General features: G+C 62.8%; 10 protein-coding genes and 1 pseudogene. 4 read left to right on the forward strand and 7 right to left on the reverse strand.

Translation table 11 applies throughout. The annotated features are described in order from the left end of the window. Nucleotides 1-93 precede the first annotated feature (93 nt). Nucleotides 94-948: a DUF8462 domain-containing protein gene (locus ACTAQJ_RS15045; protein ID WP_498697260.1), complete on the forward strand. Its 855-nt coding sequence runs from the start codon at nt 94-96 to the stop codon at nt 946-948. A 7-nt stretch (nt 949-955) separates the two neighbouring features. Here ACTAQJ_RS15045 and ACTAQJ_RS15050 read toward each other — a convergent pair whose 3' ends face one another. After that, on the reverse strand, nt 956-3001 hold the full coding sequence (locus ACTAQJ_RS15050) for an ALF repeat-containing protein (RefSeq protein ID WP_498697262.1): 2046 nt from the start codon (nt 2999-3001) through the stop codon (nt 956-958). Between the two features lie 239 nt (nt 3002-3240). Here ACTAQJ_RS15050 and ACTAQJ_RS15055 point away from each other — a divergent pair, with 239 nt between their 5' ends. Next, on the forward strand, nt 3241-4701 hold the full coding sequence (locus ACTAQJ_RS15055) for an amino acid permease (protein WP_498697263.1): 1461 nt from the start codon (nt 3241-3243) through the stop codon (nt 4699-4701). A 52-nt stretch (nt 4702-4753) separates the two neighbouring features. Here ACTAQJ_RS15055 and ACTAQJ_RS15060 read toward each other — a convergent pair. From ACTAQJ_RS15060 to ACTAQJ_RS15070, 3 genes and pseudogenes are all read right to left on the reverse strand, one after another. Next, a pseudogene (locus ACTAQJ_RS15060) lies at nt 4754-6239 on the reverse strand (HNH endonuclease). 216 nt (nt 6240-6455) lie between these two features. Continuing rightward, nucleotides 6456-7205, reverse strand: coding sequence for a 3-hydroxybutyrate dehydrogenase (locus ACTAQJ_RS15065; RefSeq protein WP_498697265.1), 750 nt, complete (start codon nt 7203-7205; stop codon nt 6456-6458). 4 nt (nt 7206-7209) lie between these two features. Further along, nucleotides 7210-8607 (reverse strand): MFS transporter, encoded by a 1398-nt coding sequence (locus ACTAQJ_RS15070; RefSeq protein ID WP_498697267.1) that lies wholly within the window; start codon nt 8605-8607, stop codon nt 7210-7212. 149 nt (nt 8608-8756) lie between these two features. Here ACTAQJ_RS15070 and ACTAQJ_RS15075 point away from each other — a divergent pair, with 149 nt between their 5' ends. Beyond that, entirely contained in the window at nt 8757-9647 is an 891-nt protein-coding gene (locus ACTAQJ_RS15075) for a LysR family transcriptional regulator (RefSeq protein ID WP_498697269.1), read from the forward strand. Here the strand turns inward: ACTAQJ_RS15075 and ACTAQJ_RS15080 are convergent. Continuing rightward, nucleotides 9636-10553: a spermidine synthase gene (locus tag ACTAQJ_RS15080; protein ID WP_498697271.1), complete on the reverse strand. Its 918-nt coding sequence runs from the start codon at nt 10551-10553 to the stop codon at nt 9636-9638. The two genes, ACTAQJ_RS15075 and ACTAQJ_RS15080, sit on opposite strands and share 12 nt — an antisense overlap. A 119-nt stretch (nt 10554-10672) precedes the next feature. Here ACTAQJ_RS15080 and ACTAQJ_RS15085 point away from each other — a divergent pair, with 119 nt between their 5' ends. After that, a complete protein-coding gene (locus ACTAQJ_RS15085) occupies nt 10673-10927 on the forward strand; it encodes a hypothetical protein (protein ID WP_498697274.1) in 255 nt (84 codons plus the stop codon). Nucleotides 10928-10945: 18 nt separating this feature from the next. Here ACTAQJ_RS15085 and ACTAQJ_RS15090 read toward each other — a convergent pair whose 3' ends face one another. Together ACTAQJ_RS15090 and ACTAQJ_RS15095 are read right to left on the reverse strand one after the other, a co-directional pair. Then, a complete protein-coding gene (locus tag ACTAQJ_RS15090; RefSeq protein WP_498697276.1) occupies nt 10946-11449 on the reverse strand; it encodes a GNAT family N-acetyltransferase in 504 nt (167 codons plus the stop codon). A gap of 3 nt (nt 11450-11452) precedes the next feature. Further along, nucleotides 11453-12124, reverse strand: a complete 672-nt coding sequence (locus tag ACTAQJ_RS15095) for an O-methyltransferase (protein ID WP_498697278.1) — start codon at nt 12122-12124, stop codon at nt 11453-11455. Nucleotides 12125-12157 lie beyond the last annotated feature (33 nt).

Consider the following 12157-nt stretch of genomic DNA (forward strand, 5'->3'; position numbering starts at 1 on the left):
CCCAGATTCACCTGTCCATCCTTACCGGCGCCAGGGAACATGGTTGGGCTGTGATTTCGGAGACGGCGACCGGCACGTTCATGGGGCGCATAGGTGAAAAGATGCGTCGCCTTACCCAAGAATTGGGGGACGGACCCGACGCGCGACGACGCATCACGGCAGTCACAGTCGCTGGGTTTGGCGTTACGACGCAACTATCACCAGAACGGCAGGTCGACTGGGAGGGAGCTGGGAGAGAACCTCCTCCAGCTTCTGGATGCAAACGGAACTGGCCTCCTCATCACAGTGGACGAGATCCACGCCGCCGACCGTTCCGAACTGGCCCAGTTGGCTGCAAACGTACAGCACTTCATCCAAGACCGGCTGCCAATAGCTCTGATTTTTGCTGGCCTACCCTCGGCGGTGTCGGACCTTCTGAACGAGGGAGTTGCTACTTTTCTTCGCAGGGCCGACAAGATTGATCTCCATGCCGCCGCGATACGGGATGTCGAAGCGTCGTTCACCGAGACATTCGCTCGGGCCGACATAGCTATCGCTCCCGACCAGATTCACCGCGCCGCCGTTGCGACTGGTGGCTACCCATTCCTCATTCAATTGGTCGGCTACTTTCTCTGGAGGGAGGCTGAGAACCACGACGATTCCCTTACTCCGGCTGCTGTCGACCGGGCAACAGAAGCAGCAATCCGACGAAACGAACGCGTTGTGATTGAAGCTGCCCTTTCGTCGGCGTCCTCGAAGGACCTGGAATTCCTACACGCCATGGCAATCGACGATGACATTTCGACGATCGCCGACATCGTGCAGAGAACTGGCTCGCGACCCACGTTGGTGGCCAAGTACCGCACACGACTGCTGGATGCTGGTCTCATCGAATCAGCCGGTCACGGCAAAGTTGTCTTTGCCATCCCGGGGCTACGGGAATACCTGCGGAAGAATCCCCGTCACTAGGGCACGCCTAGGGCTTGGCCTTGACTGGCGTTTCCGGCACTGCATTTGTCGGCGTTTTCCGGCGCAGAACGAGCGTGATTCCACCCGCCGCCGCGGCGACCAGCAGCGCAATCAACCCGATAGTCCAAGCGTTTAAACCTTGTGACGTGTTGGAAGCAGTGGCGGCTTCCTGGGCTTCCGGCTCCACGGACACGATGTCACCCGGATTTGCGCTGCCAGCCGGAGGAGGGGGAAGCGCGGGCAGGTCAGCGGCAGACGCACCCGTCTCGCTCGTTGCGGGGATCACGACGGCGGGCGACGACTGCCACGGCACCAGCGCCGGGGCCGATCCAGCCAACTGGTGGACGGCGACGTGCGGCAAACCACTAAGCGGGAGCGCTGCTTCAGCAGCCTGGACTGCTTCTGCCTGCCGTGCCGCTTCTGCCTGCCGCGCCGCCTCAGCCGACTTGGCAGCGTCGGCCGCCGTCCCGGCGTCGAGCGCTGCTTTGTCTGCCAGTCCGGCGAGTTCGGCGATCGTCGCGTTGACCAACGCTACGTGGGCGGCCGTGGCCTTGTCACGCTCGGCAGCAGCGGCCTTTCCGCTGGTCATGAATGCCTGAAGGTCGGCCCGACTGCCGTCGAGGGCGACGCTGGCAGCTGCCCGCACCTCTGGTGTTGAATCCAAGGCGAAGGTCGTCTGGACCCGGTTGTCGAGGTGCAGCGCTTGATCAAATCCGTATTCCAGGAAGTACCGGACATCTGCATGGTTGGCTGAACTGAGGGCGGCGTCGGCGGCTGCGTTAACGTGCCCGCCACCAAGGTGGAGAAGCTGGTAAACGCGCTGCCGGTCGGCGCTCAAAGCGGAGCCATCCAATTTGGTCGAAGCCGCGTAGCCATTGGTGATGAAGGCCTTGATCCCGGAGTCTCGTGCCAGGAGGGCAGCTTCAGCGGCCTTCTTCACCTCCGGCGTGCCGGTAAGCGCCAGATCAAGTGTGGCCTGCCGGGCTTCCTTACTGCGGACATGGAGATCGGTTCCCGGCGCGGTAAGGGTTGCCAGTAGCTCCGGAATTTCGCGAGCCGCCGTCGCGAAGGCCGTCTTGGCCGGCTCCTCGGACGTCAGCAGCGCAGTGTCCGTGGCCTGCCGAGGCAAAGCCAACGATGAAAGGAAGTCCCTGTCCGCGACGAGACGCGATGAATCCGCTGCCCTCGCAGCAGTTGCGGTCCTCCGAGCCTGCTCGACGGCGGCCCTCGCCCTCTCGGCCACGCCGGCAGCCCCGTTGGGGTTGGCTGCCACGTCTGCCTTGACCTGCTGCAGCAGCGCGGCTACTGCCTCTGATTCCGTGTGGTGGTCTGAGGCGACGAACTGCCCGTAGCGAAGGAAATCAGCAACGAAGTCCGGGCTGGAGGAGTCCAGGGCAGCTTGAGCTCCGAGAGTTACCTCAGGCACGGGGGAATTCGTCAGGTAGTAGACGGCCTCCCGATCCTGGCCTTGCGCGATCTTCCGCCAGCCCTCAAGCACGAATTGCCCAATGGCTTCCTCGCCCGAGTCCAGACTTTTGGAGGCGGCAGCACTTATTCGAGGGTTTGCCACGTTGGTGAAATACGTCGCCGTCGTCCGAAGATCGCCCTTCCATGTACTCGCCCAGCCGTCGGACAAGAAGGCAACTGTTGCGGCATCGGAAATGAGCGCTGCTTTCGCGGAGGACCGTACGTGTGGACTCCCCCGCTTCGTCAGCTCGGTGACCAGTTCCTTACGGTCCGTTGCCAGCGCAACGTCCTGTCCGCCGTCAAGGAATGCCTGGACGGCCTCGGGACCGCCCACCAAGGCAAGCTGGGCTACGGCGCGCGTCGCCGGGCCACCTGTCCTCCACAGATCAAGGACGCCGGCCACATCAACAGCGCGCTTCACAAAAGGAACGGGAGCCTGCGAGGCGAGGGGAATCTCAAACTCAGGAATGTCGTATGCCCGGGCGGGGGCGGCGAAGAGCAGGGATGCCCCCGCGATCAAGGCCACAACGGCGGCGGCCCAACGATGGCGAGCAGCACGGATGGAAGCAACACGGAAAGCAGACATCTACGAGTCCCCCAAGAAAGATGCGATGACAGTGTCCGAGCCATCCGGGCGGCATTGGACCTGAAGACCTGCCTACCGGGGTGACTAGCTGTCCGCGGACATCGTATCTGAGATTCGACTGTGACTCCTGTCGCACTGTCTGCGATCAAAGACACCAAACCCCCGTGAGGCCAATCACAAGGCGGCCAAAAGTGATCTGCTGGATAGCGATCCCCTCCCAAAGACGAGAAGGTTTTACCATGCAACAAACCATGCTGGCTTCGAAGGACACCGTCCTCCAAGCCGCCGGTACGGCACTGAGCCGTGGCCTCAACGTCCGTCACATCCGCTTTATGGCACTCGGATCCGCGATCGGAACGGGACTGTTTTACGGTTCTGCGTCCGCCATACAGAAGGCCGGCCCCGCCGTCCTTTTGGCCTACATCATCGGCGGTGCAGCCGTCTTCATGGTGATGCGCGCACTTGGCGAAATGGCCGTCCGACACCCCGTCTCCGGCTCATTCGGCCAATACGCGAGCAAGTACCTTGGACCGTTCGCCGGCTTCGTTACCGGCTGGACGTACGTGTTCGAGATGGCGATCGTCGCCATCGCGGACGTCACAGCCTTCAGCATCTATATGGGCTTCTGGTTCCCACAGGTGGACCGCTGGATCTGGGTGCTTGCGATCATTCTCTTCCTGGGCGCCATGAACCTGCTGAGCGTGAAGGTCTTCGGTGAACTGGAGTTCTGGTTCTCGCTGATCAAGGTGGTGGCCATCATCGCCATGATCGTCGGAGGCGCAGCAATCGTCGTCTTCGGCTTCCAGACGGGCGACGGCGGCGGTGTGGCACCGGGGTTGGGGAACCTGGTTAACCACGGCGGTTTGTTCCCGAACGGCTTCGAAGGGCTCCTGGCTGCGTTCGCCGTCGTGATGTTTGCTTTCGGTGGGATCGAAACAATCGGCATTACCGCTGGCGAAGCTGCCGATCCCAAAAAGGTCATCCCGCAGGCAGTCAACACTGTGCCAGTCCGAGTGCTGCTGTTCTACGTCCTGACGCTGGGCGTGTTGATGAGCATCTTCCCGTGGAACGAAATCGGCAGCAGCGGCAGCCCGTTCGTGCAGATCTTCGACGGCCTGGGCATCCCTGCTGCACCGCACATTCTCAATGCCGTGGTCATCACTGCGGCCCTTTCCGCTATCAACAGCGACATCTTTGGAGCCGGCCGCATCCTGTTCGGTCTTGCCCAGCAAGGTCATGCTCCAAAGAGCTTCGGCAAGATCTCCAGGCACGGCGTCCCCTGGATGACCGTGGTGATGATGGGCGGAATCCTGCTGGTGGGCGTCCTGCTGAACGCTGTGATCCCGGAAGACGTGTTCGTGCTGATCGCCTCGATAGCCACGTTTGCCACAGTGTGGGTGTGGGTGATGATCCTTGCTTCGCACGTTGCCATGAAGCGCGAAATCAAGCGCAAGGGGCTTCCGGCTTCGGAATTCGGTTCACCCCTGTGGCCGGCAGCGTCCATCCTGACCATGGCGTTCATGGCCATGGTGATCGTGATCCTCGGGGTCTTCGAGGATACGCGCGTAGCCCTATATGTCGGCGGTACCTGGCTGATCCTCCTGTTCGTCGCTTACAAGCTATGGGTTCGCGGTGGTGGCCTGCGTCGTGCAGAGCTCGTGGACGAGACGGCGTCAATCCCCTTGGTGAAGGCACCGTAGCTCCGGCGCCCGAGCTGACAGTTGAACCCTATGTTCTTGAGGAACATAGGGTTCAACTGTTATGTCGGGGGACGGGGAGCTCAGGCTCGGGTTGTAGTAGACGCGTTGTCTCCCGCCGATGCTGGCTCACATGGCCTGGCAGGGGTGGGGCTTTGGATTGGTACCTGTGACCTGTTGGGGTGCTGATTTCCAGTTGATGTTGGCCGCCGGGGATTGTTTTTGTGTTCCAGCCGGGGTTTTCTTTGGTGTGGTTGCAGGCTTCGCAGAGCCCGGCGCCGTTGGCAAGGCTCGTGGCGCCGCCGTTGTGCCAGGGAATGATGTGGTCGGTGTGGCGTATGGGGGCGTCGCAGTAGGGTGTGCGGCAGGTGTGGTCCCGGGTTTCGATGAAGCGTCGCATCCCGGGTGGGAAGAGCCGGGCTTTTGAGTCCATGGCCAGCAACTCTCCGGAGGCCGGTGCTGTATAGAGCCGGCGGAGCAAGACTTTGAATGCCTCGCCGCCCGTGCGTTCCGTACCCGAGTTGACCTGCCCGGATTCCGCATGGTTGTTGGTCCCGGGCGCTCCGTTCGTCTGGTTGCTGCCTCCGGCGATGAGCATTCTTGCCCACCCGGGCGGGGACTATTCCGTAGCCTTGTAGCCGGGCTGGTTCGCTGTCGTCTTGGAGGAGGGTGCTGTCGGTCATGACGAGCTGCAGATCAATCCCGCTGATCCCGCCGGGGGTGCCGGTGAGGCGTTCGACGAGGGTGTCGGCCATGACCTGTCCGCGGTTCCGGGTGTCCCCGCCGGAGCGGGCCGAATCGGCGTGCCGGGTGAGCGCGGCGTAGGCGGCGACGCCTTGGGCAACGGGGAGCAATGCGGTGAGGATGGTCATGGTGTCCGGTGCGGGCCGGAGGCTGACGTGCCGTTCGGACGCGGCATGGGCTGCGCGCTGGGTGACGGAGCGGGGATCGCGCCGGTAGGCTGCGGCTCGTGCGGCGGCGATGATGGTTTTGTCTCCGGCGCCGTCGAAGGTTCCGGTGTCGGGGGCGAGTTCCTCATCAACCGCGGCCCGGTCTTCGACGGAGAGGCAGGCTGTTTCCTTCACGAGCAGGGTGGCGCGCCATTCGTTCAGGTGCCCGGTTTCCAGGGCGGCCATGGTGCGGGGCATTTCCGAGACCAGGGCCTTGGCCAGGCCGAGGAGCCGGGATCCCTTGTTGGGTGATTCACGCCGGGCCAGGGCGATCTGCGCGCCCACACCCTTGCCCTGCTCAGCCGCCGGAGCGCCCATCTCCGCATACGCTTGGCGCTGGGCGAGATCAAAGGCCACAGCGATCCTGGCCTGCAACGCCGCGATGGCCGACTTCACGTCTTCCAGCCCACGAATCTGATCGATCAACTCATTGCTGTACGCACCAACACGGAAAGAACGTACCTCGAGGAGAAGACCCTCCACCGAGCCAACGGCCGAAGCCTCAAACCCAGCGAGCGCCGCTTGGTCCAGGTTCTCCAATCCGTCCAATTTCGGAACATGAGCGGGCAAAGTCGTGATCACCGAGCCCATCTCCCCAATCCCGTCCATGGAAATCACTCTTCCAGCAAGCACCCGCCCACATCAGGCCCCAATTCCCCTATGTGGAAAACCGGAAAGAGGCCCGCCCGGGTGGCAAGATCAACAAGCATCGAAATGACAGATAACCCCCATGTTCCGCAGATACATGGGGGTTATCTGTCACCTCTCGGCAAGCAGGCGGCACCAGAGGAGGCCCAGAAGGACCTACTACCGGGCCGACCACCCGCCGTCCATGGTGTAGCTCGCGCCGGTGACCATACCGGCGTCGTCGGAGGCCATCCAGGCTGCCAACGACGCGACTTCCTCAACCTCCACCAGCCGCTTTACTGCCGACTCCGTCAGCATTACCTTCGCCAGGACCTCGGCCTCAGGGATGCCGTGGAGCCGGGCCTGATCGGCGATCTGTCGCTCCACCAAGGGCGTGCGGACGTACCCGGGATTGATGCAGTTGGACGTCACTCCATGCTCGCCACCCTCCAAGGCAGTGACTTTGCTGAGCCCTTCGAGGCCATGTTTCGCGGAGACGTACGCGCTCTTGTAGGCCGAAGCCCGGAGCCCGTGAACCGAGGAGATGTTGATGATCCGGCCGAACCCATTGGCGTACATGTGTGGGAGCGCGGCCCGGATGAGGAGGAATGGGGCCTCCAGCATCAGGGCGAGTATCCGCCTGAATTCAGCAGGTTCGAACTCCTCGATCGGCGCTACTTTCTGGATGCCGGCGTTGTTGACCAGGATGTCGCAGTCAAGGCTGAGGGCGGCCAGGGCGTCGACGTCCAACAGGTCCACAGTCCAGGCAGTGCCGCCCAGCTCGTCGGCGAGGGCTGCAGCTCCGGAGGCATCGACGTCGGCCACTACTACTTTCGCCCCGTGGGCCGCGAGCGCACGGGCGCAGGCTGCCCCGATTCCGCTCGCACCGCCGGTGACCAGTGCTTTGCGCCCGTTCAAGGAGTTGTCCATGGAGCTAGCCTTTCGCTGCCGTGCCAACAGAAGACGTGGTCAGTCCATGCCGCACGGCGTCGGCTTCGTCCACGTCCTGGAGCGCGATGCCCTTGGTTTCCTTCAGCGAAACGACGGCGACGACGGTAATTGCGCAGGCGACGACGAGGTAGATCGCGGTGGGGAGCCAGGAACCGGTGTCCTTGAGCCACTGGGTTGCCAGCAGCGGAGCGAGTGACCCTGCGAAGATCGACGTAACCTGTGAACCGAGCGAGACCCCAGAGTAGCGCATGCGGGTGGGGAAGAGCTCGGACATGATTGCCGGCTGGCCTGCATACATGAACGCGTGCAGGCACAGGCCGATTGTCACGGCCAACACGATGACCACAGCGTTTTTGGTGTCGAACATGGGGAACGCGAAGAACGGCCATGTTGCGCCGGCGATGGCTCCCACCAGGTACACGGGCTTTCGACCCCAGGCGTCAACAAGACGCCCAACCTGCGGGATGACCAGGAAGTGGATCACATGCGCAATAAGCAATGCGAGCAGCAGCGATGACGTGTCATACTTGTGGACGCTTTTGAGGTAGACGATCGCGAAGCTGACCACCAGGTAGTACATGATGTTCTCGGCGAAGCGGAGGCCCATGGCTTGCAGGATGCCCTTGGGGTATTTGCGGATGACTTCGCCGACGCCGTAGCTGATGGCCTTGGATTCCTCCACCTGGGCCTTGGCCTCGAGGAAGATGGGTGCCTCTGTGACGTGGGTGCGGATGTAGTAGCCGACGAAGACGATCACTGCGGACAGCCAGAATGCGACCCGCCAGCCCCAGCCGAGGAATGCCTCGCTGCTCAGGGTGGTGGACATGATGAACAGGACCAGCGTGGCCAGGAGGTTGCCCACGGGCACTGCTGCCTGCGGCCAGGATGACCAGAAGCCGCGCGACTTGTTGGGGCTGTGTTCAGCTACCAGGAGCACGGCACCTCCCCACTCGCCACCGAGCGCGAAGCCCTGGATGAAGCGAAGCGCCACCAGCATGGCCGGTGCCCAGTAACCCAGATCGGCGAAGCCGGGGAGGCAACCCATGAGGAACGTCGAGACGCCCACGATCACAATGGTCAGCTGGAGCGTGGGCTTGCGGCCCAGTTTGTCGCCGATCTGGCCGAAGACGATTCCGCCGAGCGGGCGGGCTACGAAGCCAACTGCGTAGGTCAGGAACGCCTGGATGATGCCGTCCAATTCGTTGCCGGTGCTCGGGAAGAAGTATTTGCCGAAAACCAGCGTCGCGGCGGTGGCGTACAGAAAGAACTCGTACCACTCCACCACTGTGCCCACCATGGACGCAGCGACGATCTTCTTAAGGCCGGAGCCCTTGCCGGATTGGTTCCCGGCCTTTGATGTGGAGCGCTGCTCTACGCTCATATCCATCTCCTCAGTGTCCTCGTTGACCCTTTTGACAGTGCCCTGATGCATGCTGTGATCCACAACACGAAATGCTCCACTGAGTATTACTGCAGATTCATCCCGCCTCAATGACCAAAGTGGCACCGAGTGTGTGCAGAATTGCAGATATGAAGCCCAATCCGGACGATCTCCTCATCCTCCTGGCCGTTTCACGCTCAGGAAAATTCACGACGGCGGCGCAAGCCTTGGGCCTGAACCACACCACCGTTTCGCGCAGGATAGCGGCGCTGGAAAAGGCTCTGGGCGGCCGCGTCCTCGCGCGCGCCGCTGGCGGCTGGGAAGTGACGGAGTTGGGGGCAGAGGCCGTACTGGTCGCTGAACGCATTGAATCTGCGGTGGGCGCACTGGGACCCAGCGACGGCGCACCCGACCCCATTACCGGCGTCGTACGCATGACCGCAACCGATGGTTTCAGCGCCTATATAGCTGCGCCTGCCGTGGCGAAACTGAGACGCGACCATCCTGGGCTCAGCGTTGAGATTGTCACCGTGACGCGTCGGGCGCTTCAGCAACGCTCGGGCCTGGACATCGAAGTGGTGGTCGGTACGCCACAAGTCCATCGGGCAGAGGCAATCCGCCTGGGCGAGTACCGGCTGGGAATGTACGCCTCGCTCGACTACCTCGCGGACCGCGGCACACCCAGCAGCATCGAGGAACTGACGCAGCATCAGTTGGTCTACTTCGTGGATTCCATGCTGCAGGTGGATGATCTGGACGCGCCGAGAAGGCTGGTCCCAACGATGCGCGATGGCCTGAGCTCCACCAACGTGTTCGTGCATGTGGAGGCGACGAGAGCGGGCGCAGGCGTGGGATTCCTGCCGTGTTTCATGGCCGATCGCCACGCAGATTTGGTGCGGCTCCTTCCTGCGGACTTCGCGGAGCTGCTCCCCTACTGGATGGTCCTCCGCCCCGACTCGATGCGCCGCCCGGCCGTAGCCGCCGTCGTCCAGGCCCTGCGCGAAGAGACGGAGACGCGGCGCGAGGAGCTACTCGGCTGAAGCCGCCGGCGGATCGTGCCGAACCGGGGTCCCGGCGGCAAAGGCCCTCACTTGGGCGTCGTTCCAGATGTGTGCAGGGACGGCGCCGCCCAGGAGCTTGCGGGCCAGGGTTGGGTCGTCGCCGAACGGCACGTGGCTGCCAGCCATGATCATGTTCCCGTAGCGCCGGCCCTTGAGCATGGCGGGGTCCGCGATGATCATCGTGTGCTGGAAGGTATCGGCGATGGTGGCCGCGTCAGCGCGTGCATTCTTCAGATCCGGGGCGTCGCCCGAGTTGACCACGTACAAGCCATCGGGGGCCAGGACGGCGTCGGCGTGGGCGTTGAACTCACGGGTGGTGAGGGCGCGCGGCGTGAAGGCTCCGGCGAAGACGTCCCTGATGATGAGGTCCCGCGTATCAGGGGTCAGGGACTCCGTCACTTCCCGCGCTTCGCCGACGCGGATCCGCAGCAAGGGCGCCTTGGGGAGTTCGAACCAGCCACGGACGTAGTCGGCAAGCTTTCCATCGAGCTCCACCACCACTTGCCGCGCATCGGGGTACGCCGCGTTGAGGTATCGCGCCATGGAACAGGCTCCCCCGCCCAGGTGCAGGGCCCGAAGCTTTGGTTTGGACTCCCGCGGCCATCTCGATTCCACCAGCGCAGCAATCCAGCGCATGTATTCGAAGTCGAGGAACAGTGGATCGGCGAGGTCAATGTGCGAGCTCAGCACTCCGTTGATCTTCAGGAGCCAGCCGTTGTTGTTGTCAGGATCGGGAATCAGTTCGCAGTCGCCGGTGTCGATGTAATAGACGCCCGCTACCGGGCCGTCTGGACGGGTGCCGCTAGGCACCTCGATGACTCCCGCCGTCGATCTTCCCGCCCGGCCGGACTTGCCTGCCTTGCTGGATTTACCGGGTTTGGCCACTAAAACTGCCCTGCCTGAGTCATGGCTCCAGCCTAGTGGAGGACCGCATCATCGCCTTCCACTGGAGCATTTAATAAGGATGCTTACCATTTAGTGTCATTGGGCCATAAGATCTCTTCATGGAAGCTTTGGGATCGGTTTGGGTGGAGGTGTTTACGGTCGCGTTCGCCTGGCTGACCGTGGTCTGCCTACTGATTGCCCGGGTACCCAAACCGCCCAGCCTCCTGGAGGAACCCCTCGAGGACGAACCACCCAGCACCACGGTACCGGCACCGGGAGCACGGCAAGGACGGCTGCGGCATCTCCTGCCCAAGCCACACGCAGCCCGGCGTCCCAGGCAACGCCACCATGAGCGGGCAACGCCCAACGCCTGACAGCTGGGCCTTCAGACGTTAAAGCCCGACGGCGGGCCGCACCATCCGATGTTCCGGAAGTGAGTACCACGAGGGGTCGCAAAGCTGCCGCTTGCCGTCGGGCACGAAGCCGTTGCGGCGGTAAAAGGCCTGGGCCCGCGGGTTGTCGTCCAGGACCCACAGATATGCCGGGCCGTCACCCAGGAGCGCATCCAACAGCGCCTGACCCACACCGCGGCCATGAATCCGTTGGAGGGTGTAGAGCATGAACAGCTCCACGTCGCAGGGGCTGTCCTCGTCCCTTCCCGGTCCTGAAGCCGCAATTCCTACCAATTCATCATCGGGATCATGGGCCAGCATCCGCGGATGGCCTGCCGCGATCGACGCCCTGTACCTCTCTATCCTGTCCGGCAGGGCAGCTTCCTGCTTCGCGAAGAATTCCGGCGGCAGCAAATGCCCATAACTCTCCCGCCACGACTGGACATGCATGATGGTCATGGCTTCGGCGTCGTCAACCGTTGCCGGGCGCAGCGTGAAATCCATCGGCTACCGCACTCGGGCGATAGCGAAGCCGTCCCAGCCCTTGCTGCCCACAGTCTGGATTGCGGTGGCATCAAGACGCGGGTCCTGGCCCAGCATTTCCAAGGCCTTGACGATGCCCGGAGCGTTTACCTCGTCCCGCGCAGGCTCCAGGATGGATCCGTCCCAGATGACGTTGTCGATCACGATCACTGTGCCCGGGTGGCCAAGACGGATGGCCCAGTCAAGGTAGTTGGCGTCGTTCTCCTTGTCGGCGTCGATGAACACAAAATCGAACGATTCCTCGCCGACCAACGTGGGAAGCGTGTCCAAAGCGGCACCCACCCTGATGTCAACCTTGTGCCCAACTCCGGCCGCGTCCACATTCGCCCGCGCGACGTCAGCATGCTTTTGGAGGTACTCGCACGTCACCAGCCTGCCGTCGTCGGGAAGTCCCTGGGCCATCCAGATACTGCTGAAACCGGCCAACGTACCAATCTCCAGGACGTGCCTGGCTCCGGACAGCTGCACGAGCATCTTGAGCAGCTTGCCGGCGTTCGGCGCCACCTCGATCTGTGGCATGCCCGCCTCGACCGCAGATGTCAGGGCGCGCTTATGGGCAGGATCAGGACGCACGACGACGTCAGTCAGGTAATGCTCGACGTCAATCCAACCGGGTTCAGCCACGTGTTCAATCATGGCCCCCAGTCTTGCACTGGTCACTGACAGGGG

Source organism: Arthrobacter sp. alpha11c, assembly GCF_054149985.1.

Coding starts and splice junctions, on each gene's coding strand:
- ACTAQJ_RS15050 (WP_498697262.1), bottom strand. CDS start 3,001: ATGTCTGCTTTCCGTGTTGCTTCCATCCGTGCTGCTCGCCATCGTTGG.
- ACTAQJ_RS15055 (WP_498697263.1), top strand. CDS start 3,241: ATGCAACAAACCATGCTGGCTTCGAAGGACACCGTCCTCCAAGCCGCC.
- ACTAQJ_RS15065 (WP_498697265.1), bottom strand. CDS start 7,205: ATGGACAACTCCTTGAACGGGCGCAAAGCACTGGTCACCGGCGGTGCG.
- ACTAQJ_RS15070 (WP_498697267.1), bottom strand. CDS start 8,607: ATGAGCGTAGAGCAGCGCTCCACATCAAAGGCCGGGAACCAATCCGGC.
- ACTAQJ_RS15075 (WP_498697269.1), top strand. CDS start 8,757: ATGAAGCCCAATCCGGACGATCTCCTCATCCTCCTGGCCGTTTCACGC.
- ACTAQJ_RS15085 (WP_498697274.1), top strand. CDS start 10,673: ATGGAAGCTTTGGGATCGGTTTGGGTGGAGGTGTTTACGGTCGCGTTC.
- ACTAQJ_RS15090 (WP_498697276.1), bottom strand. CDS start 11,449: ATGGATTTCACGCTGCGCCCGGCAACGGTTGACGACGCCGAAGCCATG.
- ACTAQJ_RS15095 (WP_498697278.1), bottom strand. CDS start 12,124: ATGATTGAACACGTGGCTGAACCCGGTTGGATTGACGTCGAGCATTAC.